Annotated in this window: 16 protein-coding genes; 3 read left to right on the plus strand and 13 right to left on the minus strand. The window is 64.5% G+C overall.

Annotated features, from left to right (window positions below; genetic code table 11):
* Window positions 1–32 precede the first annotated feature (32 nt).
* Window positions 33–2,060 carry an O-linked N-acetylglucosamine transferase, SPINDLY family protein gene (locus PE058_RS15400; RefSeq protein WP_271028814.1) on the plus strand — a complete coding sequence of 676 codons (2,028 nt, stop codon included), beginning with the start codon at window positions 33–35 and terminating at the stop codon, window positions 2,058–2,060.
* 73 nt (window positions 2,061–2,133) lie between these two features.
* Here the strand turns inward: PE058_RS15400 and PE058_RS15405 are convergent, their stop codons facing one another.
* The 11 genes from PE058_RS15405 to kdpF all read right to left on the minus strand — a co-directional run bounded on the left by PE058_RS15405 (window position 2,134) and on the right by kdpF (window position 15,748).
* Window positions 2,134–3,027: a lysophospholipid acyltransferase family protein gene (locus PE058_RS15405; RefSeq protein ID WP_026868235.1), complete on the minus strand. Its 894-nt coding sequence runs from the start codon at window positions 3,025–3,027 to the stop codon at window positions 2,134–2,136.
* Between the two features lie 138 nt (window positions 3,028–3,165).
* Window positions 3,166–3,516: a hypothetical protein gene (locus PE058_RS15410; protein WP_271028815.1), complete on the minus strand. Its 351-nt coding sequence runs from the start codon at window positions 3,514–3,516 to the stop codon at window positions 3,166–3,168.
* Between the two features lie 289 nt (window positions 3,517–3,805).
* The gene (locus PE058_RS15415) at window positions 3,806–4,969 is read right to left on the minus strand and encodes a hypothetical protein (RefSeq protein ID WP_271028816.1); all 1,164 of its coding nucleotides are present in this window, start codon (window positions 4,967–4,969) and stop codon (window positions 3,806–3,808) included.
* Between the two features lie 318 nt (window positions 4,970–5,287).
* Window positions 5,288–6,730, minus strand: coding sequence for an ATP-binding protein (locus tag PE058_RS15420; protein WP_271028817.1), 1,443 nt, complete (start codon window positions 6,728–6,730; stop codon window positions 5,288–5,290).
* Window positions 6,727–7,464, minus strand: a complete 738-nt coding sequence (locus PE058_RS15425; protein ID WP_020087322.1) for a response regulator — start codon at window positions 7,462–7,464, stop codon at window positions 6,727–6,729. The genes PE058_RS15420 and PE058_RS15425 overlap by 4 nt, the downstream gene beginning before the upstream one ends.
* A gap of 389 nt (window positions 7,465–7,853) precedes the next feature.
* Complete coding sequence (locus PE058_RS15435) at window positions 7,854–8,543, minus strand: response regulator (protein ID WP_020087324.1); 690 nt, start codon at window positions 8,541–8,543, stop codon at window positions 7,854–7,856.
* Window positions 8,540–11,239, minus strand: a complete 2,700-nt coding sequence (locus tag PE058_RS15440; RefSeq protein WP_271028819.1) for a sensor histidine kinase — start codon at window positions 11,237–11,239, stop codon at window positions 8,540–8,542. Before PE058_RS15440 ends, PE058_RS15435 begins: the two co-directional genes overlap by 4 nt.
* Window positions 11,240–11,242: 3 nt before the next feature.
* Entirely contained in the window at window positions 11,243–11,821 is a 579-nt protein-coding gene (gene kdpC, locus PE058_RS15445; protein WP_020087326.1) for a potassium-transporting ATPase subunit KdpC, read from the minus strand.
* 11 nt (window positions 11,822–11,832) lie between these two features.
* Complete coding sequence (gene kdpB / locus PE058_RS15450; RefSeq protein WP_271028820.1) at window positions 11,833–13,887, minus strand: potassium-transporting ATPase subunit KdpB; 2,055 nt, start codon at window positions 13,885–13,887, stop codon at window positions 11,833–11,835.
* Window positions 13,888–13,900: 13 nt separating this feature from the next.
* Complete coding sequence (kdpA, locus tag PE058_RS15455; protein WP_020087328.1) at window positions 13,901–15,610, minus strand: potassium-transporting ATPase subunit KdpA; 1,710 nt, start codon at window positions 15,608–15,610, stop codon at window positions 13,901–13,903.
* Window positions 15,611–15,628: 18 nt separating this feature from the next.
* The gene (kdpF, locus tag PE058_RS15460) at window positions 15,629–15,748 is read right to left on the minus strand and encodes a K(+)-transporting ATPase subunit F (protein WP_083929244.1); all 120 of its coding nucleotides are present in this window, start codon (window positions 15,746–15,748) and stop codon (window positions 15,629–15,631) included.
* A 254-nt stretch (window positions 15,749–16,002) separates the two neighbouring features.
* Between kdpF and PE058_RS15465 the strand changes: the two genes are divergently transcribed.
* Window positions 16,003–16,815 (plus strand): aminoglycoside phosphotransferase family protein, encoded by an 813-nt coding sequence (locus PE058_RS15465; protein WP_271028821.1) that lies wholly within the window; start codon window positions 16,003–16,005, stop codon window positions 16,813–16,815.
* Between the two features lie 74 nt (window positions 16,816–16,889).
* Here PE058_RS15465 and PE058_RS15470 read toward each other — a convergent pair whose 3' ends face one another.
* Window positions 16,890–19,007: a HAMP domain-containing methyl-accepting chemotaxis protein gene (locus PE058_RS15470; RefSeq protein ID WP_020087330.1), complete on the minus strand. Its 2,118-nt coding sequence runs from the start codon at window positions 19,005–19,007 to the stop codon at window positions 16,890–16,892.
* A 357-nt stretch (window positions 19,008–19,364) separates the two neighbouring features.
* Between PE058_RS15470 and PE058_RS15475 the strand changes: the two genes are divergently transcribed.
* Complete coding sequence (locus tag PE058_RS15475; RefSeq protein WP_026868237.1) at window positions 19,365–19,832, plus strand: nuclear transport factor 2 family protein; 468 nt, start codon at window positions 19,365–19,367, stop codon at window positions 19,830–19,832.
* A 21-nt stretch (window positions 19,833–19,853) separates the two neighbouring features.
* On the opposite strand, the gene PE058_RS15480 is transcribed toward PE058_RS15475, so the two are convergent.
* A complete protein-coding gene (locus PE058_RS15480; RefSeq protein WP_271028822.1) occupies window positions 19,854–22,466 on the minus strand; it encodes a bifunctional diguanylate cyclase/phosphodiesterase in 2,613 nt (870 codons plus the stop codon).
* Window positions 22,467–22,545 lie beyond the last annotated feature (79 nt).

Genomic DNA, 22,545 nt, shown 5'->3' on the forward strand with positions numbered 1-22,545 from the left:
ACGTTCCGGCTTTGTGAGAGTGGACGACGAGCATGAGTTACATCGAACATCCCAACCAGGATCCCGTCATCGTCGCGGATGCCAACGCCGAGGCTGCCATCGGCGCGGATATCGGCACGCTGTTCGGCCTTGCGGAGACGCGCGAAGCGCAGGGCGACATTCAGGGCGCCGTCGCGCTTTACCGCAATTGGGTGGCGCGGAACCCGGCCCATCCGCTACTGCATGCGGCCTACTTCAACTACGGCGTCGCCCTCAACAAATCCGGCGACCGCTATGGCGCGATGAACGCCCTTCGTGCGGCGCTCTCGCTCAAGCCGGATTTCATGCCCTCGCATATCAATCTCGGCCGCCTTCTGGAGGATGACGGACAGTTCGATGCGGCCGTCACGCAATGGCTCACGCTCGTCTCGCAGACCGGGCTGATCGACGGCAGCTCAGTGAAGCACAAGCTGGTCGCGCTCCAGCAGATCGGGCGCGTGCTCGAGACGTTCCAGCAGGACGAGCCGGCGGAGGATGCGCTGCGCCAGTCGCTCGATATCAACGAGAACCAGCCGGAAGTGGCGCAGCATTGGATCGCGCTGCGGCAGCGCCAGTGCAAATGGCCCGCCGTCACTCCCTCTGAGCATGTCAGCCTCAAGGCGCTATTCACGCACATCTCGCCGCTATCGCTTGCGGTTCACAGCGACGACCCGATGTTCCAACTGGCGCGGGCTTTCAAATACAGCAAGGAGCTGACGGGGCCGCCACGCCGGCCGTTGTGTCATGCGACGGCCGCGAAGGAGCGGGCCTCTCTCAGGCAGAAGCTCAGGATCGGCTACGTTTCCTCGGACCTGCGCGAGCACGCCGTTGGCTTCGCGATGGCCGATGTGCTGGAGACGCACGACCGGCAGGCGTTCGAGATCACGGCCTACTATTGTGGCATCGACCGGCCGGATGGAACGAAGGATCGCTCGCAAAAGAGCGTCGATCATTGGGTCGACATCACACGCCTTTCGGACGAACAGGCGGCCCAGCGCATCCGCGAGGACGGCATCGACATCCTGATCGACCTCAATGGTTATACCAAGGATGCGCGGTCGCGGATCTTCTCCTACCGCCCGGCTCCGGTGACCGTGAACTGGTTCGGTTTTCCCGGCACGATGGGAAGCGCCCATCATCATTACATCATCGCCGATCCGATCGTCGTTCCGGAAGAGGACGAGATCTTCTACTCAGAGAAGGTCCTGCGGCTCGCGTGCTATCAGCCCAACGACCGCAAGCGCGTGGTTGCCAGCGAGCCCCTGTCGCGAGAGGGCGCCGGGCTTCCCGCCGATGGCTTCGTCTATTGCTGTCTAAATGGCTGCCAGAAGCTCACGCCCGAGGTGTTCGCAAGCTGGCTCACGATCCTTCGCCAGGTTCCCGACAGCGTGCTCTGGCTGCTCAGCGGCGGCGCGGATACCGACAAGCGCCTCCGCCAATTGGCGGCGAACGGGGGTATTGCGGCGGAACGGCTGATCTTCGCGGAGAAGATGCCCAACCCGCAGCATCTGGCCCGCTACCAGCTCGCGGACCTGTTCCTCGACAATTCACCCTATGGCGCCCACACGACGGCATCGGACGCGATGTGGATGGGCGTTCCGGTTCTCACCTATCCGGGTAAGACGTTTGCCTCGCGCGTCTGCGCCAGCCTGGTTCACGCGGCGGGGCTCGGCGATCTCGTCTGCGACAGCGAGAACAGCTACGTGGCGCGCGCCATCGCGCTCGGAAAGGATCGTGCACAGATCGAGACCCTGAAGGCCCGCCTTCTGTCGAGCCGCTCCTCCTCGCGCCTGTTCGACACGCCCGCCCTGGTCCGGGACCTCGAAGAGCTCTTTCGTCATATGTGGACCGAGGCGGTGGAAGGACGTTTGCCAAAACCCGACCATACGAACCTCAACGACTACTTCGACATCGGCCTCGACATCGCCGTGAACGGAAAGGTTCCCGCTGCACGAGACGAGCTCTGCAAGCTCTACCGCGACCGGCTGGAGGCGTGGAACTCCGCGATCCGGCTGCCGCGCGACAGCCGGTTGTGGCCGTAACCCGCGAGTGAGACGGCCGCCGCCTGGAGCCGCTCCGTGCTGGAGCGTTTCGAGACGGACGGCCCGGCATACCTCAGCGATCGCCCAGCGGGCGGATGTTCCACCACTGCCACTGCTCGGGGTACTCGCGTATCCAGGCTTCGAACTGCTCGAAGATCCTTCTCGTGGCGAGATGGGAATCGGCACGCTTGTCGTCGCCCGAAGGAAGCTCGATCTCCTTGATGTCGATCCGGAAGCGGCTCTTCTTGCCGTCTCGGATGGCGCGCGCGATCCAGACCCGAGCGCTGGTGTGGCGGGCAATTAGCGACGGCACATGCGTGACCCTGGTGGATTGGCCGAGGAAATCGACCTCAATGCCGCGCCTGTCGACGTGATCGCACACGAAGCCGAGCCATCCCCCGCCGCGCACGAAATCGATCAGCACCTTCGCGGCTTTCGGTCCCTCCTCCTTGCCCTTGGCGAACAGGCCGCCGCTGAAGAGGCTCTCTCTGCGGCTTCGGATCATGCGGTCGATATGCGGATTGGCGAGGGGACGATAAACGCCGCCCGGCGCGCCGCCGAACTTCCGCACCGGCCAGATCACCAGCTCCCAGTTGCCGGAATGGAGGGTCACGCCGATCTGCGGGGCTCGCTTCTCGACTGCCTCCTCCAACGCGGGCGTCTCCGCGATGGCGATGCGGGAGGGGTCCGCGATCATCCTGTCGACCAGAATGAGCTCGGCCGCGACACGTCCCATGTTGTCCCACATCTCGAGCGCGATGGTGTTCAGCTCTTCCGGACTGCGCTCTGGGAATGCGATGGCGAGGTTGCGGAGACTTCGCTGATGCCTGCGCGTGCGCGGGCCTATGGTGCGGCTGATCCACGCGAATACGCTGGCTGACGTATCGATGCCGGCCAGCCCCATCGCGCCGATGGCGATGGCTGCCGCCCCGTACTCGATACGGTGTTTTATTGCCTTCAATAGCACAAACGATTCCTTCCGCGCCTTCGGCGGGCGCGTTGAAAATTGATCGACATACTCCTGGCCAACACGACTTGCCCGCAGACCCAGCATGGGACCTCCGACACAGCTCGTTGCTCTGAAGCAAAATTGGATTTGGAACGGCTACGTTCTGAAAAGGAACGGTGGCGCGCGCGGGGCGCACGCATACAAGAAAAGTATGTGAGTCAGAAACTGCTGATGATGCGGAAGCATTGGCCCGGCAGCCGATGCTTCATTCCGTAATTCCGTCGTGACGAGCGGCGGGATTGCGGCGCTGCTGTCCCAATAGCGGGCAGAAAAACAATGCTGCCGGCGGACGTCCGGCGTGTCCTGGCCCTGATGATGAGCAGGCTGCGCCTTGAGCTTGACCGCGATCTGGTTGCCGGGCTCCGCCGCAACCGAGCGCGCATCACTCGAAATCCCCGAAGCGAGGATTAAGATGACGAATATTGAAGCGAGCAATGCCCGCATCATCGGCCCTACCCCACCGTAGCGGTGATCCTTGGGCTGATCCTAACAGACAGGGCGTCGACTGCAACGCACGCACAGTCAAGAGTTGTGCATTCCTCAAATCCCTCCCGGCAGCGCAGGATATCGCGCCAATCGCGAATGGAATTCCGGAACGGGCGTTCAGGTTCGATGCTTCGGAAATCGTACCGGAAATCGCCGGAAGGCAGATGAGCGTCAGGCGTTCACGACGAACGCGGCGAGGCCTTGCATCTTGGGACTGCGCAGCCTCGCCGTACGCGTGTCACGCCACATTTCAGGCGTCTGCCGAGGCCCCGTTCTCGGCGTACGCGGTGATCACGGCGTTGAGCCGATCGCTTACGTCGGTGCCGGTTTGCATGGCTTCGAAGAGGCTCTTCAGGCTGTCGAGGAATGCGATCTGAGAGCTTCCTTCGCTCCTCTCATTGGACGCCGCGCCGACGAGATCGGTCAGCGTCGCGAGCACGCTTTCGAGACTCGACTCGGCGGTCGTCTTGCTAGTGGTGCTGCCGCTGTCGGTCACGCCTGATGGCGGCGGGCCACCATTGGGCGGAGGCGGTCCCATCGGAGGCCGGCCCTGCGCGGCGCGGCTCAGCCCGTCGCTCAAGGTCTGCGACGCGCCGGCTACGGAAGCGCTGTCCCCTGATTTGACCGCATCGAGAAGCGACTGCACGTCGGTGAGGAAGCCCGATCGGCCTTCGCTCGCGCCGGTCTCGCTCGTTTCGCCGGATGCGGCTTTGAGATCGTCCAGGACCTTCTGCAGGGCCGTGGCCGCATCGCTCGTCGCTTCGGTGTCTCCGGATTCGAGAGCCGAAAGGAGATCGCCCAAACCATCCATGACGGACTGAGACTCCTCGCTGCCCGCGGGAGGCGGCGGAGGCGGCCCCATCGGCGCGCCCGCGCCCATGGCGCGGTTCATGCCTTCGGCGAGATTGCCCGCGGCCGTGGTGATCGCCTGCTCGTCGCCCGAGTCCACGGCGTCAAGGAGAGACTGGACGTCCGAGATGAAGCCAGACGCACCGGCCGTACCGCTCGCCTGCTCACCTTGCGTCTTGCCGGTGCCTGACAGGCCATCGATGAGGGACTGCAAGGCATCGGCGGCATTGGAAGCCGCCTCCGTGTCGCCCGAGCTCAACGCGGACAGCAGCGAGCCGAGATTGTCCATGAACTCGCTGGCGGACTCGCCTCCCGGCGGGGGCGGCGGCGGCCCGGACGCGGCGCTGGAGCCGAGAAGAGCGGAGAGCCCGCTTCTGCTCGAGCCCGCGACCTCTATCGCGGGGATCGGGGTGCTGCCGTCCGACGACGAGGTTTGCGACGCGTTCGCGAGTTGCTGAAGCTGCGCGGCGAGCAGAGCCTGCTGCTCAGTCGCTTCGGTCTTGCGGCTTTTCTGTTGCGAGCTGGCGCCCTGTGTGTTCGCCCAGCTCAATGTCGATATCGTCATGCTTCAAGCCCTATTCTGCCGGATGCGGCGAGGACGTTTGCGGTGGCGAGAGGCGCACGGCTCCACATAACCGAACCCGCCTTTACGCATACCGACACGCAAGGGAACTGCCACAGACCGGGGCGCCCCATCCGCACCCAGCGGATGGGAACAAGAAGCGGTCTCACTGTTTGACGCTGTCGCCTCGGCGGCGCCTCTTTCCGTCTCGCCATGCATCGGACGGAAATTTCGAACGCGCGGGCGCCGTTCTAGCTCGCACTATAATGCGCGCCGGCCCCATCGTGATGTCGGGCGGGTTTCACACTGTTACGAAGCGTTTCATCTAGACTGCTGAGCCGATGGCAGCCTGACCGTCGCGGCCAATCCGCCTTCCTCGCGTGTTGCCAGAGCAATGCTGCCCCCGTGCGCGCGAACGATATCGCGGGCGATGGTGAGCCCAAGTCCAACGCCGCCCGTCTCGCGATTGCGCGACTGCTCGAGGCGGCGGAACGGCTTGAACGCCAGCTCCACCTGATCGGGCGCGATTCCGGGGCCGCGATCCGCGATGGTGATGACGAGCAAATCGGCTTCCCGCGTGAGGTTCACCTCAGCCTCCTTGCCGTACTTGATCGCGTTGTCGATGAGATTGGTGAAGGCCCGGCGGATGGCGGTCGGCTGGCAGATGGCCTGCGCATGATCGGGCCCTTCGTAGCTGGCCACGGCGCCGACGTCGGTGAAGTTGTCGCAAATCGTGATGAGGAGGGCTGCCACGTCGAGCGGCTCGGAGCGCTCGCCCTTGAGATCGTCTCCGGCGAACGTCAGCGTCGCCGAGATCATCCCTTCCATTTCGGTGACGCCGAGGATCAGCCGTTGCTTGGCTTCGCCCTCAGGCAACTGCTCCGACTCGAGGCGAAGCCGGGTCAACGCAGTCCGCAGATCGTGGGAGACCGCAGCCAGGATCTGCGTGCGCTCATCCACGAAATCCTTGATGCGCACCTGCATCTCGTTCATTGCCTCGCCGATGGCCGCATACTCGCGCAGATGCGCGGTTTCGATGGGCGTCGGCTCACGCTCGGAGCCGAGGCGGCGCGCAGCCGCGACCATCTCGTCGAGCGGGCGCAGGGAGCGCGTGGCGATCCATGCGGAGAGGAAGGCGACCAGCAGAATTGCGCTCGCGGCACTGATCACCATCGGATTGAGAAACTGCCCGAATGGCCACGGGGGCCGCGTCGAGATCTCGAAGTGCCGGCCATCGGATGTCTGGAACGAGATGGCGAACTGGCTCCAGATTGGGATGTCCGGCTCGCCATCCGTCAACGGCCCTTTCGGAAACGAGAACTCGAACTCCGGCGGCACCGTCACGGGCGCGGCATCGGGCGGCGGCCCGTGCGGCTTCAGGAAGCTCTGCACCTCGATGCCGCTCACCTTGCCGGCAAGGGCCGCTTGCAACGTGTCGGTCACGCGCTGAAGGGCCGGAAACTCCTTACGCTTGTGCTCCTCGGACTTCTCCGGCTTCTGGCGAAGGGTGAGGCCGGTGCGTTCCTGGAAGCGCTTGGCGACGTCCTGGTAAGACTCTTGCGGCGAAGCGGTGAGGTCTCCCACAACCTTCTGCGTTTCCGCCACAATCCAGCGGGCGCTGTAGATCTTGGGCGTGGGGCGCGGCAGGAGAAAGAAGATCGCCGAATTCAACGCCTGAATAGCGAGCATCGCGCCGAGCATGGTGAGCGCGATGCGTGTTCCCAGCCGAACCGAGCCAAGACGCGCGAGATTGTTCGGCTTCATCGCTCGGCTCCCGGCGCGCTCGTCGTCACCTTCGCGGAGAAAATGTAGCCTCCGCTGCGCACGGTCTTTATGAAAGCGGGCTGCTGCGGGTCCGCCTCGATCTTGCGCCTCAGCCGGCTGATCTGCACGTCGATGCTGCGGTCGAAGGCTGATGTCGCCCGCCCACGCGCGAGGTCGAGGAGCTGGTCGCGGCTCAGCACATATTGCGGCCGCTCGACGAAGACGACGAGAAGATCGAACTCTCCCGAGGTGAGATCGACAAGGGCGTTCTCCGGATTGCGGAGCACGCGACGGACCGTGTCGAGCATCCAGCCTTCGAAGAAGTAGGTGGACGACTGTGAGCCGGGGCTCCGCGCGGGACGCTCGCCGGTGCGGCGAAGGATGGCACGGATGCGGGCCAGCAGCTCGCGCGGGTTGAAGGGCTTGCAGATATAGTCGTCTGCCCCGAGCTCGAGGCCGATGATGCGATCCGTCTCTCCCGACATGGCGGTGAGCAGCACGATGGGAATCTCGCGCGTCTCGCGCAGGCGGCGGCACAGCGTCAGGCCGTCTTCGCCCGGCATCATGATGTCGAGCACGATCAGGTCGAACTTGCCCGCATCGAGGGCGCTCCACATGGCCTCGCCGCCCGGCGCCTGCGTGACGCGCAGGCCGTTCGTGGTCAGGAACCGGCTCAGGCTGGAGCGGATCTGCTGATCATCGTCGACGATGAGAATGTGAGGCGTGGCGTTCAAGTGTTGTCCGTTACCCGGCGGATCGCGACCGGAGGGGGACGATAAGGCGGAGTCGCGTGGCCCGCCAAGCCGCGATCTTGTAACAGTCCATTACATCCAGAGATTGCCGTTTATTGGCCGACGGTTGCGAGCAGCGCTTGCACTGTCGCACCCAGGCCGGCCACGCCCGCGGTGATCATCGCCGCCGAAGGCCGATAGGTGAGCGCGAGCACTGCCAGAAGCGCCCCCACGGACAGTGGGCCTGCCCAGACCGTGCTTCCGATCGGGCACCATAGGCGTTCACGAGCACCCAATAAGCCAACGCGAGCACCCCGAGCGCGCCTGCGCGCAAAAGGCTACGCGGCGGCGCACGACGTGTTGCGCCGATGCACCGGAGCTTCCGGCAGCCTCTAAGTATTTTCAGCGACGAGCCGATACCCGATACCTGGCTCCGTCACGATCAGGTCAGCAGCCTGCGCGCCTTCGAGCTTCTGGCGCAGCTGACCAATGAAAACGCGGAGATATTGCAGATCCTCGGTATGAGCGGGACCCCAGACCGCCGTCAGGATCTGGCGGTGGGTGACGATGCGGCCTGCGTTGCGCACGAGGATCGCCAGCAGCTCGAACTCCTTCGGCGTGAGCTTGACGGGCACGCGGTCAATCGCAACCTGATGGGCCGCGATATCGACGGTGAGCGCCCCCGACGAGAAGCGCGTCTCCTGGCCCTTGCTCTGGGCGGCGTGGCGAATGGCCGTGCGCAGACGCGCTGTCAATTCGCCGATGCCGAAGGGCTTGTTGATGTAATCGTCGGCGCCGATGTCGAGGGCCGCGATCTTCTCCGCCTCCCGGTCGCGGGCAGACAGAACGATGACAGGCGTCTTGGACCACGTGCGCAACTCGCGGATCACGTCCTTGCCGTCCATGTCCGGCAAACCGAGGTCGAGCAGAATGAGATCCGGCGAGGCGTTCGCTGCGAGTTTCAGCGCGTCCCGCCCCGCCTCCGCCGTGATGACCTCATAGCCGGCTGCTGTCAGGCTCGGCTTCAGGAAGCGCAAGATCTGTGGCTCGTCATCGACGACGAGGACGCGTGTGCCGCTCATCCTTCTTTTCTCCGAGGCTCGTCGGCAGGGATCGGGAGATGTACCACGATGCGCGTGCCCCTGTCGTTCGCAACCGGGCTTTCTGCGCGGATCGTGCCCCCCATGCCTTTCACGAGGCCGGCACAAATGGAGAGCCCGAGGCCCGTGCCCGGCGCACGCCCGTCGCTTCCCGCCACGCGATAGAACTTGTCGAACACCTTCGTCAGCGCATCCTGGGGAATGCCGATCCCCTCGTCCGTGACCCTGATCTCGACATGGCCGGGTGCGAAGTCGGCGGAGACGCGCGTGATCGATTGCGGCTCGCTGTATTTATTGGCGTTGTCGATCAGGTTGTAGAGAACCTGCTCCAGAAGCACAGCATCGCCGCGAATGAGCGGCAGGTTCTTCACGACCGTGACAGAGACCTTGCGGGCGGGCACCGCCTTGGCCGCACGGGCTACGGCGCCGTGGATGGCATCGCCGACATCGACCCAGTCGCGGCGAATGTCGAGCGCTCCGGCTTCGAGCTTCGTCATGTCGAGCAGGTTGCCGACGAACGCGGACAAGCGCGCGGCCTCCTCCTCGATGGTCGCCAGCAGATCCGCGCGATCGCGCTTCGGCATCTGATCGCCGAGCTGGCGCAGGCTCGTCACCGAGCCGACGATGGAGGCCAGGGGGGTGCGCAGATCGTGGGAGATCGACGACAGCAGCGCCGCCCGGAGGCGTTCGGACTCCGCCGCCGTCTCCGCCTTTGCAGCCTGCTCGACCAGGATCGTGCGCTCGATAGCGAGCGCCGACTGATCTATGAACGATTGCAGCACGTGCTCCGTCATGGAGGGCAGCGCCTCCTCCTCGCCGCCAGGGTCGATGCCGATAACGCCGACCGCACCTTTGCTCGACATGAGTGGGCGGAACTGGAACTGCGCGGACGGTAGCGTTCCGGTCATCTTGCCGGCCGGCTCGCCACGCTCGTGGCTCCAGCGGGCCGCCGTCCAGTCGGAGGTCGAAAGCTGGTCCTCGGGCGGCCAGCCGCCGCGTATCTCGAGGCCCTGCTCTCCCTCGAGCAGGATGATGGAGCGCCCTTTGATCACGGCCGAGGATTGCGCCGCGAGCAGCCACAGGATGTCATCGAGGCGTGCCGTGCCGGAGAGTTTTCTCGAAAAGTCGTAGAGCGCTTGGGTCGATTCCGCGCGCTCGCGGATCGAGGTCGCATATTCCCGAAGGCGACCCGCGAGCCCGCCGGTGACGCCCGCCACGATCAGGAAGATGAGGAGCGAGAACAGCTCATAAGGTTCCGAGATCGTGAACGTGTGACGCGGCTCGATGAAAAAGAAGTTGTAGGCCAGAAACGACAGTCCCGCCGCGCCCACGGCCGGCAGCACGCCGAGGCGCAGGGCGCAGAGCAGAACGGCGAACAGAAACACCATCGACAGGTTCGGCAGCGTCGTGATCTTTTCGAGGCCGAGCCCGATCGCAGTCGCAATAGAGACCGCCGCCACGACGGAAGCAGTTGTAGACAGCGCGACGTGAGGCTTCGGCCATTTGATCCACGGCTCCCTCGGGGCTTCGCTCTCCTGGGCAAGCACGGTGATCGAAAGATCGCGCGCCCGGGAGACGAGCTGATCGGAGAGCGATCGCCCGAGCCATTCCCCGACCTGCCCGGCGCGCGAGCGGCCGATGACGATCTGCGTGATGTTGTTGCGGCGCGCGTACCCGAGGATCTCGTCGGCGACGTCCTTCGCGTTGAGACGCGCCGTGGTGGCGCCCAGCCGCTCGGCGAGGCGGAGCGCCTTCTCGACCCTGCGCTCCTCGCTTCTGGTGACCGAAGCGCGATCGAGGCGCTTCAGATTTACGGCAACCCAATCGGACTTGAGGGCGGCGGCCATGCGCGCGGCAGCCCGCACCACGGCTTCGGACCGCTCGTCACCGCCCACGCAGACCAGCAGGCGCTCCGCCGTCGGCCACGGGCCTTCGATGCCCTGGCGGCGAAGCTGCTTGATCATCTGCTCGTCGACGCGATCCGCGGTGCGGCGGAGCGCAAGCTCGCGGAGGGCCGTCAGATTGCTTGCTTTGAAGAACTGGTCCACCGCGCGGCGTGCGTTGTCCGGCAGATAGACCTTCCCCTCCTTCAACCGCTTGATCAGCTCCTCGGGCGGCAGATCGACGACGACGATCTCGTCGGCCTTTTCGAGCACCTTGTCGGGAACCGTCTCGCGCACTGCGACGCCCGTGATCCGCTCGACGACGTCGGTCAAGCTTTCGAGATGCTGGATGTTGAGCGTGGTCCAGACGTCGATGCCCGCCTGCAGGATCTCCTCCACGTCCTGATAGCGCTTGGTGTGAAGAAGCCCGGGGGCATTGGTGTGGGCGAACTCGTCGACCAGAAGAAGATCGGGACGGCGGGCAAGCGCCGCGTCGACGTCGAACTCCATCAGCGTGCGCTTGCGATACTGCACCACGCGCCGCGCCAGAACCTCTAGCCCTTCGAGCTGGGCGGCGGTTTCCGCGCGGCCGTGGGTTTCCACGACGCCGACCACCACATCAACCCCTTCACCCTTGAGCGCGCGGCCGGCCGCGAGCATGGCGTAGGTCTTGCCCACGCCGGGCGCCATGCCGAGAAACACCTTGAGCTTGCCGCGGGATTCACTCCGGGCAAGCTCGAGAAGCTCTTTCGGCGACGGGCGGCGTTCGCCGGTTGCGCGCGTGTCGTTGCTCATGCCCTATCCGGTTCCCGACGCCAGCGCGGCGTCAAGCGCAATATTCAGGAGAAGCACATTAACGCGCGGCTCGCCGACCACTCCGGCGAGGGGCTCCTCCGCGGCACCGGCCAGGATCTCCCGGATACGGGCGGGCGGCACGCCGCGGGCCTTGGCGACCCGCTCAACCTGGAGCGCCGCGTAGTCCGGGGAAATGTGGGGATCGAGGCCGCTCGCGGAGGCCGTGACGGCATCCGCCGGTACGCTTGCCCCGTTAGGGACGGCGAGAGCCGGAATTGCCGCCTCCACGCGCGCAACGAGCTTTGCCGACGTGGGGCCCAAGTTCGAGCCCGACGAAGCGCTGGCGTCGTATCCGTCGCTTCCAGCAGCCGAGGGGCGCCCATGGAAATAGCCGTCGCCCGTGAAGAGCTGGCCGACCAGCGACGAGCCGACCACGGCGCCGTCGCGGGTGAGCAGGCTGCCGTTCGCTTGCGCGGGAAGGAGAACCTGAGACAGGCCAGTGATGGCCAGCGGGTAGACGACGCCGGTCAGGACAGTCAAAGCCGCAACCATGACCAGGGCGGGGCGCAGGTGTGTAAACATGTGACGTCTCCTCAAGCCAAGCCCAGCGCCGAGACGCCGAGATCGACGATCTTGATACCGATGAAGGGCGCGACGAGACCGCCGAGGCCGTAGATCAGAAGGTTGCGGCGGAGCAGTGCGGCGGCGCCCACCGCCCGATAGGGCACGCCTTTGAGGGCGAGCGGTATCAGGGCGACGATGATGAGCGCGTTGAAAATTACGGCCGACAGGATGGCGCTCTCGGGCGTCGCGAGTCCCATGACATTGAGGGTCCCGAGCTCGGGATAGGTCGCGACGAACAGCGCGGGAATGATCGCAAAATACTTCGCGACATCGTTGGCGATCGAGAAGGTGGTGAGTGATCCTCGCGTCATCAACAGCTGCTTGCCGATCTCGGTGATCTCGATGAGCTTGGTGGGGTTGCTGTCCAGGTCCACCATGTTCCCGGCTTCACGTGCGGCCTGGGTTCCGCTCTGCATGGCCACGCCGACATCGGCCTGCGCGAGCGCGGGTGCATCGTTGGTGCCGTCACCGCACATGGCAATCAGACGGCCTTTCCCCTGCTCCGTGCGGATGTAGGCCAGCTTGTCCTGCGGTGTCGCTTCGGCCAGGAAATCGTCGACACCCGCCTCGGATGCAATGGCGGCGGCCGTCACGGGGTTGTCGCCCGTCACCATAACCGTCTTGATGCCCATGGCGCGCATGGCGGCAAAGCGCTCCTTGATGTCGGGCTTCACCACATCTTTGAGGTGGATGACGCCGAGTAAGCGATGCCCCTCGGAGACGGCGAGCGGCGTGCCGCCCGACTGAGCGATCTCATCCACCGCCTTGCGGAATGCGGGAGACGCGGATTCGATCAGCACGCCTGCGAAGGCGAGGATCGCATCCACCGCGCCCTTGCGGATCGAGCGTCCGCCGCAATCGATGCCCGAGATCCGCGTCTGGGCCGAGAACGGAATAGCTTTTGCGGAGGCTTCCTCATGGCTCGGCTCGGGCGCACTGTAATGCCCCCTGGCGAGTGCGACGATGGAGCGGCCTTCCGGTGTCTCGTCGGCCAAGGAGGCGAGGAATGCGGCCTCCGCCAGCTCGCGCTCCGAAACGCCGGGCACGGGGATGAACGCCGTCGCCAAGCGATTGCCGAAGGTGATGGTGCCGGTCTTGTCGATCAGCAAGGTGTCGACATCGCCCGCGGCCTCGACCGCGCGGCCGGATGTTGCGACCACGTTGAAGCGGATCAGCCGATCCATGCCCGCGATGCCGATCGCGGACAGCAAGCCGCCGATCGTCGTCGGGATTAGCGTGACGAGAAGCGCCACCAGCACGGTCAGCGACAGCACGGTTCCGGAATATCCCGCAAGCCCCCACAGCGTGGCGACCGTGACAAGGAAGATCAGCGTCATGCCGGAGAGCAGGATGGAAAGAGCCAGCTCGTTGGGAGTCTTCTGACGCTCGGCGCCTTCGACAAGCGCGATCATGCGATCAAGGAAGGACGATCCGGACGTCGCGGTGACGCGTACCTTGATCCAATCCGAGAGAACGACCGTGCCGCCGGTCACGGCCGAGCGATCGCCGCCCGACTCGCGGATCACGGGGGCGGACTCACCGGTAATTGCGGATCTGTTCACCGACGCGATGCCTTCGATCACCTCGCCATCGGCGGGGATCGTGTCTCCCGCCTCGACCAGCACGACATCGCCCACCTCCACGTCGAGCGCGGGTTTCGGCTCCCACAGCTCGTCCTCCGGATCGTCCGGATGGAGGAGAACCTTCGCCGTCGTATCGCTGCGCGAGCGGCGGAGCGCATCGGCCTGCGCCTTGCCGCGCCCCTCCGCAACGGCCTCTGCGAAGTTCGCGAACAGGACGGTGAACCACAGCCACGCGGCGATCTGGCCGGTGAAGGCGACGCCGCCCTCTCCGGTTGCGAGGTCACGCACGAAGATCGTGGTCGCGAGGGCTGCCACCACGCCGGTCACGAACATCACAGGGTTCCGAACCAGCTTCTGCGGTGCGAGCTTCTTGACCGCGCCGAAGGCGGCCTCCTCGAGGATAGCCCGATCAAACAGGGCAATTGACGATGTCTTGCTCATGAGACGCCCTCCTTCAGAACGTCTTGCCGGATTGCATCAGGAAATGCTCGACGACTGGCCCCAGCGCGAGCGAGGGGAAATACTGCAATCCGCCGAGGATCAGGATTACGCCCACCAGAAGACCGACGAAGAGGCCGCCGTGGGTCGGGAACGTGCCGGCGGACGGCGCGATCTTGCGCTTGGCGGCCAGAGATCCCGCAATCGCCATCACCGGGACGACGTAGGCGAAGCGTCCGAGCAGCATGGCGAGGCCAAGCGTGGTGTTGTACCAGGGCGTATTGGCGTTGAGGCCTGCGAAGGCCGAGCCGTTGTTGCCCGCGGCCGAGCTGTAGGCATAGAGAATCTCCGACAGGCCATGCGGGCCCGCGTTCGCGAGGCTCTCGAGGGCGCTCGGCATCACGGCGGAGGCCGCCGCAAAGCCGAGGATCGCGAACGGCAGGATCAGCAGTGCCAGGATCGCGAGCTTCATCTCGCGTGCCTCGATCTTCTTGCCGAGATATTCCGGCGTGCGGCCGACCATGAGGCCCGCGACAAAAACGGCGAGGATCGCCATTACGATCATGCCGTAGAGGCCGGAGCCAACGCCGCCTGGCAGGATCTCGCCAAGCTGCATCAAGAACATCGGGGCGAGGCCGCCCAGCGGCGTCAACGAGTCGTGCATGGCGTTGACGGCGCCGCAGGACAGGCCGGTGGTGGCTGCGATGTAAAGGGCGGTGAGGGCCTGGCCGAAGCGTATTTCCTTGCCTTCCAGATTGCCGGCGGACGCATCGATCCCGAGCTTGGCGAGGATGGGGTTGCCTGCGGCCTCCGCCCCGTAGACCAAGGCTACGGCTGCGACCAGCAGAATACCCATCGCGGCGAGCAGCGCGTGCCCCTGGCGCGCATCCCCAACCATGCGGCCGAAGGCGAACGTCATGGCGGCCGAGACGACGAGCATGCTCCAGATCGAGAGCATGTTCGACCAAGCGTTGGGGTTCTCGAAGGGATGAGCCGCGTTGGCGTTGAAGAAGCCGCCGCCATTGGTGCCGAGCTGCTTGATGGCCTCCTGGCTGGCGACCGGCCCCAATGAAAGTGTCTGCTTGGCGCCTTCCAGTGTCGTCACGCCGGTGCTCGCGAGAAGCGTCTGCGGCACGCCGGACATCACATAGGCGAGCGCCACGACGATCGAGAGCGGCAGCAGGACATAGAGCGTCGCGCGCGTCATATCGACCCAGAAGTTGCCGATGGTCGCGCTTCCGCTGCGGGCAAAGGCGCGGGTCACGGCCGCGGCGAGCGCGATGCCGGTCGCCGCGGAGACGAAGTTCTGTACGGTGAGACCGGCCATCTGCACGATGTGCGCCATGGTCGTCTCGCCAGCGTAGGACTGCCAGTTGGTGTTGGTGACGAAGCTCAAGGCGGTGTTGAAGGCGAGGTCGGGGGGGACGCCTGCGAAGCCTTGTGGATTGAGAGGCAGGCTCGCCTGCAAGCGCATCAACACATAGAGGACCAGGAAGCCGGCCGCGCTGAAGGCCAGCATGGCCAGCGTATAGGCCAGCCAGCCCTGCTCCTTCCCGGCATCGATGCCAGCTGCAGAATAGAGCCGCCGTTCGAGCGGGCGGAGCACGGGCGCCAGCAGGGTTCTCTCACCCTGAAGAACCCGGGCCATGTAGAGGCCGAGCGGCCGTGCCGCGATGAGAACAGCGCCGAGCACCAGCGCTATCTCGAGCCAACCATCGAGTGTCATGTCATCATTCTCCCGAGCCTAGAACTTCTCGGGGCGGAGAAGCGTGTAGACGAGATAGGCGGCAAGGCCGATGGCGACGGCCAGTCCGATAAGTGGATCGCTCATGGCAGCCTCACAGGCGGTCGCAGAGGACGGCATACGCGCCGATCAGCGCGAAGCCGCCCAGGCCGAGGGCAAGAAACAGAAGATCGAGCATGGGGCTCCTCCGGAGTTGTTCAGAAGGAACATCGGGGGCTCTGCATCAATTCTCGATCCGGAATTTTGGTTGCGCGTATAAAGACGATGTAAAGACGGTCCTGCCGCGCAGCTCCGGAAGGAAAATTCGTGGTAGAACAGGCACTTGCACCACAACGGCGGGCCTGCTGACTTTTGGAGCCAAACGCATTTTTTCGATGTTCGAGCCCTTTCTCTCCCGTTGGGCGCTCACGCCCGATGGCGATCCGATCGTCACGCGCGGCGCCCGCCTTCTGCCGGTACGTCATCTGGGCGAGGCCGCCATGCTCAAGATCGCCCTCGATCACGACGAGGAGGTGGGCGGCCTCGTGATGGCGTGGTGGGATGGCCAGGGCGCTGCCCGCGTGCTCGCGCTCGAGGGCAATGCCATCCTGCTCGAACGGGCCGAGGGGACCCGCTCGCTCTCCGACTACGCGCGCGACGGGCGCGACGATGAGGCAACGCGCATTCTCTGCGATGCCATCGGACGGCTCCACGCGCCGCGTGCCGCGCCACCGCCCGGTCTCGTTCCGTTGCCCGTCTGGTTCAATGCGCTTGAGCCCGCATCACAGGCGCACGGAGGCATCCTGAAGCAGTCTGCCGAGGTCGCGTGCCTGCTGCTTGCCGATCCCCGGGACGGCGTGGTGCTGCACGGCGACATCCACCACGACAATGTGCTGGACTTCGGGAAGCGCGGATGGCTTGCCATCGATCCCAAACGGATCCACGGCGAGCGCGGCTTCGACTACGCCAACCTTTTCTGCAACCCGGATGTGGAAAGCCCGGCGCATCGGGTGGCTGTTCTGCCGGATCGCTTCGCAAGCCGTCTTGCAATCGTGTGCCAGCAGGCGGGGCTGGATCGGCGCCGGCTCCTGCAGTGGATCGTGGCGTGGGCGGGCCTCTCGGCCGCCTGGTACATCGAGGACGGCGAGACCCCAGCGGTCGATTTCGAGATCGCGCGCCTTGCGCTCGCAGAGCTGGATCTCGGATGAGCTTCCCGTGAACACGACATCGCCCCCGGAGGCTTCCGCGTCCGAGGGCGATCTTGCCTTGATGAGCCGCAAAATCAGGCGGCGCGGACAGTAGCCAGGAAGCGGCCGACCTCTGCGCGCAGCTTCTCGGACTGCTGCGAAAGATCCGTCGCGGCCAGCAGCACCTGTCCGGACGCAACGCTCGAGCTCTCGGCTGCCTGGTTCACGCCCGTGATGTTGCTGGTGACCTCGGTCGTTCCTTTCGCGGCCTCGTGCACGTTGCGTGCGATCTCCTCCGTGGCAGCCCCCTGCTCCGTGACGGCTGCGGCGATGGCGGATGCGATGCCGTTCATTTCCTCCACCGTCTTGCTGATGACGAGGATGCTGCCGGCCGCGTGCTCCGTCGAAGCCTGAACGGTGCTGATCTGGGACGCGATTTCGGCGGTGGCCTTCGTGGTCTGGTCCGCGAGGGCCTTGACCTCCTGGGCAACGACGGAAAAGCCCTTCCCGGCCTCTCCAGCGCGCGCCGCCTCGATCGTGGCGTTGAGAGCGAGCAGATTGGTCTGACGCGCGATGTTGTTGATCATCTCGACGATTGTGCCGATCTTGCGCGCGCCTTCCGAAAGCTCCAGGACCTGGGCGTTAGTCTGGCGCGCTTCCTGTGCGGCCTTCTCGGCAATTCTCGTCGACTGATCGACCTGGCGGCTGATCTCGCGGACTGATCCCGACAGCTCTTCCGCCGCGCTCGCGACCCCGTGCACGTTGGATGCGGCCTGCTCAGACGCGGCTGCGACGACCGTCGACTGCGTCGACGTCTGGGCAGAGGACGCGGAGAGCGACTGTGCCGCTGCCTGCAACTCGGTTGCCGCGTCGGACACCGCATTCACAACAGTGCCCACAGCGCTCTCGAAGTTGTCGGCAAGCTCCAGCACGGCGCGGCGGCGCTCGGCCTCGGCCTTCGCCTTCTGCTCCACGGCCTCGGCTTCGAGCTCGCGGGTGCGGATCATGTTGTCCTTGAAGACCTGCACGGCGGCAGCCATTCCGCCGATTTCGTCTCCGCGCGACCTGCCCGGGATCTCGACCGAGGTATCACCTTGGGCAAGAACACCCATGGTGCTCGTCATCTTGCGGATCGGGGGAACGATGGAGGCGCTGGTGAAGTAGGCGACGAGGCCCGCGCCGCCAAGCCCGAGCGCCAGGAGCGCCCACTGAAGCGTGCTGAGGAACGACATGCCGCTCGTGGCAGCCTCGGTATCCTCCGCAAGGAGCTTCTGCTGGTTGCCCTTGAGGCCGCCGCGGCGAACGCCGTCTTCCTGCCTCGTGCCGACCAGGATATCCAGGATCTTACCGGCTCTCGGCGCGGCCTCGGCGGCAAGAATGTGCACCGGGCGGTTCCATTCGGGAGATTCACGAACGGCAATAATGCGGGCCGGCAGCGGCGCGAAGCTGGCATAGGCCGCGACGAACGCCTCGTAGGACGCTTTCTGTGTCTCCGAGAGCATGTGCTTCTGGGGCGCAAAGGCTTCCAAAGCCCGGTTGAAGACGCCGAAGAAGCGTTGGAACTCCGCCTTCGCGGAGGCGTCACCGGAGAGAAGGAACGTGCGGAGCTGCGCGGCGGAGGCCGCCAGATTGCCGCGCACATCGGCCATGCTCTTCAGCAGGCGCTTGCGCTCGGGGGTGGCTTCGAGGTTCTCCTCCTCATCGATCATTTTCGTTATTTCGGCGAGCATCGCGCTCATGCGGGGAGCTGCTTCCTCGACGAGAAGCTTCGTCGCGGGAAACGCGTCGCTGGTGAAAGCTACATTTTCGGCGCTCTCCTGGGCCGTTCTAAACTCCTCCAAAAGCGCCTTCACCTCGGCCCATTTTGCCTTGTTTTCCGCATTCGTGAAACGCTCGGCATAGGTATCGAAATTGCTCGATGCTTTTCCAAGCGCTTTCCACGCAGTCGCGCGCTCCGCCTTCATCTTCTCGTCGCCGGTCAGCAGGTATCCGCGCAGGGTCGCAAGTGTGGCGCTTACGTCGCTTTCGAGCTCCGTGCTGATCAAGGCCACCGGCACGCGAAGCCCCGTCATACGGTCGAAGGATGTCGAAAGGCCGGAAACCGTCCAGATTGTCGCCCCCACGGCGACAGCCATAACACCGGCCACGAGCGAGAACCCGGCTGTAAGCCGGCTACCGATCGAGACTTTCTGAAAAAGTTGGATTGCGTGCATGACAGGCGTTCCCCTCTTGTGAAGTTCGAATGCCTAAAATTTGCGCACGCCGCTCAATTTTGATTTAATTCCAATCCTTATTTGACGCGCATACGTTTTGCGTCGAAAGCGTTTTGAAATTTTCTAATCAACCTAATTTTGCTTTTCTATTGTGCAACGCAAAAGCGTTGCCTTTGCAATTTCAAAAACCTGTTTTCTAAAGTCAGTACTCACCTCATCGTCCACGCGGCGATCCGCCATCGAACGTGCGCCCGCAGAGCATCGGAGATTGGGGCTGGATGAGCTCATGCGCAGGCGCGCCGAATTCGCTATTCTCCAATCGCCGCCACCTGCTCGATCCGCCTCAAGGAGCCGCCCATGACACCGCGCCCACCACTTCCTCCCTTCACGGCCGAAACAGCTGCCCAGAAGGCGCGTATGGCAGAGGACGCCTGGAACACGCGTGATCCCAATCGCGTCGCTGGCGCCTACACACCGGATAGCCAATGGCGCAATCGCGCCGAGTTTCCGCAGGGCCGCGACGAGATCATCGCCTTTCTCACGCGGAAGTGGGCCCGCGAGCTGGACTACCGGCTGATCAAGGAGGTGTGGACCTTCGGCGGCAACCGCATTGCCGTGCGGTTCGCCTACGAATGGCACGACGACAGCGGCCAGTGGTTCCGCTCCTACGGCAACGAGAACTGGGAGTTCGACGAAGCCGGCCTGATGCGCCGCCGCTTTGCCAGCATCAACGACAAGCCGATCATGGAGAGCGAGCGCAAATATCATTGGCCGCTGGGTCCGCGGCCTGCCGACCATCCGGGGCTTTCGGATCTCGGGCTCTAGACGGAGAGCGCGGACGCGCGCTCAGCTCGCGATGTCGAGCGGCGCCTTGATGCGCGGTGCCGGCCCCCTGTCGAAGTCGAAGTTTTCGAGCGCCTGGGGGCGGCCCAGAAGGTAGCCTTGCAGGTGATCGCATCCGGCGAGAGCGGCGATAATGCGCTGCTGCTCGGTCTCGATGCCCTCGGCCGTCGTCTTGATGCCAAGCGATTTTGCGAGCGACACCACTGCGACGAAGATCGAGCGGGCCCTGAGGTCGGTTGCGAGGTCGTTCACGAACGAGCGGTCTATCTTGATGCGGCCGATCGGCAAGCTCCTGAGGCAGCTCAAGGCAGACTGGCCGACGCCGAAATCGTCGATCGCAACCGAGACGCCAAGCTCGCGCAGCTCTTCCAGGACGCGGCAGGCGTTGGTCTCGTTGTCGAGGATCGCCGTCTCGGTGACCTCGAGCTCGAGGCGCCCCGGCGGAAGCGCTGTGCGTTCAAGGATCTGCGCCACCCGCGCCACGAAATCACGATCCGAAACCTGCACTCGTGAAAGATTGACGGAGATCTTGATACCAGCCGGCAGGCTGGCGGCATCCCGGCAGGCCTTTTCCAGCACCCAATCACCGATCTCGACGATGAGACCGTTGTGCTCGGCGAGCGGAATGAATTCCGCGGGCGAGATGACGCCAAGCTCGGGATGGTGCCAGCGGACAAGCGCCTCGAGGGCGGCGATGTCACCCGACGAGCCTGCTGTGATCGGCTGGTAGACGATGTGGAATTCCTGCTCGTCGATGGCGCGGCGCAGCTCGCTTTCCAGGCGGCGTGCCGAGCAGGCGCCCGCATCGGCTGCCGCATCGAAGAAGGCGAATTTTCCGCGTCCGCTGCGTTTGGCCTTGTAGAGCGCGACATCGGCCGCTTTCAGGATCTCGTCGGTCGTCGTGCCGTCCTCGGGCGGCCGCGCGATGCCGATGCTCATGCCGACACGGGTCAGCTTGCCTTCCAGCACGACCGGCTGCCTCACGACGTCGAGAATGCGCCGGGCGACGGCCGATGCATCGCACGGCTGATCGCCGTCTCGCAGAAGCAGGGCAAATTCATCGCCGCCCAGACGAGCGATCGTATCATCCTCGCGGACGCAGGAGCGAAGCCGGTCTGCAACCACTCGCAACAGGCCATCTCCGGCTGCGTGCCCGAGGTTGTCGTTGACGGACTTGAAGTAGTCGATGTCGAGCAGCATGACGACGGCCTGCTTGCCGGTTCTGGCGCTCTCAAGCGCTTCGTCGATGCGCTCGACCAGCAGGCGGCGGTTCGGCAAGCCGGTCAAAACGTCGTGCAGGGTGCGGTGGAGCAGCTCGGTCTCCGCCTGCTTTTCGGCGGTGAAATCCGTATACGTGCAGATGACGCCCCCGTCGGGCAGGACGCGCTGGTTGATGCGCACGAAGCGCCCGCCAACGAGGTGCTGTTCGGTGTCGCTGTCGATGTCCAGCTCGATGGTCGATCCCTCTTCGGGAACCGCTCCGGCACTCCGGCAGATGTCGAGCAGATCGATCAGCGACGTACCGGGCGGCGCCTGGTATTTGGTCAGGCCGTAGATCTCCAGGAATTGACTGTTGCGCACGACGACACGGGCGTCGCGGTCGAACAGGCATACGCCCTGGGACATGGCATCGAGGGCCGTATCCAATTGCTCGCGCCGCTCCGAGGCCAGCCTGGACACTCTCTCCAGCTCCCCCTTGAGCCGATCCCGCTCGGCAATTTCCGCCGCGACGAGGAGAGACGTCAGCACGCTCACGAAACTGAAGAGCTGCACCACCCAAATGCCGGTGCTCGTGCTCTGCTCATTCATCAAGGAAACCGGTCCCCAACCCTGGTAGGTGCACGTCAGGGACACGACCGTGAGCCATAGCGTCGCCATGGCCGCATAGCGGGAGCCCAGGCGAAACGCGATCAGAACGGAAATAGGAACGAGCGTGAAAAGGAGCGGCACCGACGACTGGAGAAACACGGTGAGCGAAGCGACCGTGAGTAGAAGAAAGTGGCGAAGCACGCTCTCGGAAGAGGGAACGACGCTGTACGGATTTGGCTTCGCGTTCAGAAGCACGATGGTCGGGGTGACGATCAGAAGACCCAGACTGTCCGAGAGGTACCAAGTAGTCCAGGCCTCGGCGAACGGAGCGCCGAATATCAGCATCGCAGCCGCCGCACCGAAAGCGGCAGGCAGGATCGGCGCGGCCAGGCAAACGGCCACGAACTTGATCACGCTCCAGACCTCGGTCAGCTCGACATGCCGCCCGCAAGCGCGGTGCACAAGGTAGAAGGCAAGGACGCATTCAGTGGGGCCGACGCTGGCGAAGGTCAGCACCGTGGCCAACTGGTCTCCGTTGAGCGTCAGGGCTGTGGCGTTCGCCAAAAAGCAGGCCGCCACGAGGATGTAGCGCGAAACCGGTCTCGGACAGGTGAGAAGCGCTGCCAGCAAAATGCCGTTGGCCGGCCAGATGGCCGCGACGTAGGTCGAGTTGCGCGTCAGACTGATGGCCAAATAGACAGCGACACCATACGCAACCGCTGTCCCTACGATGAGAGGGGCATCGCGATGCGTTCTGGCTCGTTCAATGCTGTCTGTCAGCGCCGTAAAATAACGGGCTTGTTCCATGGCATGTCGTCCGAGGCATTAGCGCGAACGAGCATAATCAGCAAAACTCTAATAAAATCTTCTATTTGCCGTCTTTTTG

The organism is Hyphomicrobium sp. DMF-1 (assembly GCF_027886585.1).
GTDB lineage: Bacteria > Pseudomonadota > Alphaproteobacteria > Rhizobiales > Hyphomicrobiaceae > Hyphomicrobium_C > Hyphomicrobium_C zavarzinii.

Bases quoted from the DNA above. Each gene is read 5' to 3' on its own strand.
- PE058_RS15475 (WP_026868237.1), top strand. From the start codon at position 19,365: ATGACACCGCGCCCACCACTTCCTCCCTTCACGGCCGAAACAGCTGCC.
- PE058_RS15465 (WP_271028821.1), top strand. From the start codon at position 16,003: ATGTTCGAGCCCTTTCTCTCCCGTTGGGCGCTCACGCCCGATGGCGAT.
- PE058_RS15420 (WP_271028817.1), bottom strand. From the start codon at position 6,730: ATGAAGCCGAACAATCTCGCGCGTCTTGGCTCGGTTCGGCTGGGAACA.
- PE058_RS15440 (WP_271028819.1), bottom strand. From the start codon at position 11,239: ATGAGCAACGACACGCGCGCAACCGGCGAACGCCGCCCGTCGCCGAAA.
- PE058_RS15480 (WP_271028822.1), bottom strand. From the start codon at position 22,466: ATGGAACAAGCCCGTTATTTTACGGCGCTGACAGACAGCATTGAACGA.
- PE058_RS15400 (WP_271028814.1), top strand. From the start codon at position 33: ATGAGTTACATCGAACATCCCAACCAGGATCCCGTCATCGTCGCGGAT.
- kdpF (WP_083929244.1), bottom strand. From the start codon at position 15,748: ATGCCGTCCTCTGCGACCGCCTGTGAGGCTGCCATGAGCGATCCACTT.
- kdpB (WP_271028820.1), bottom strand. From the start codon at position 13,887: ATGAGCAAGACATCGTCAATTGCCCTGTTTGATCGGGCTATCCTCGAG.
- kdpC (WP_020087326.1), bottom strand. From the start codon at position 11,821: ATGTTTACACACCTGCGCCCCGCCCTGGTCATGGTTGCGGCTTTGACT.
- PE058_RS15410 (WP_271028815.1), bottom strand. From the start codon at position 3,516: ATGATGCGGGCATTGCTCGCTTCAATATTCGTCATCTTAATCCTCGCT.
- PE058_RS15435 (WP_020087324.1), bottom strand. From the start codon at position 8,543: ATGAGCGGCACACGCGTCCTCGTCGTCGATGACGAGCCACAGATCTTG.
- PE058_RS15470 (WP_020087330.1), bottom strand. From the start codon at position 19,007: ATGCACGCAATCCAACTTTTTCAGAAAGTCTCGATCGGTAGCCGGCTT.
- PE058_RS15415 (WP_271028816.1), bottom strand. From the start codon at position 4,969: ATGACGATATCGACATTGAGCTGGGCGAACACACAGGGCGCCAGCTCG.
- kdpA (WP_020087328.1), bottom strand. From the start codon at position 15,610: ATGACACTCGATGGTTGGCTCGAGATAGCGCTGGTGCTCGGCGCTGTT.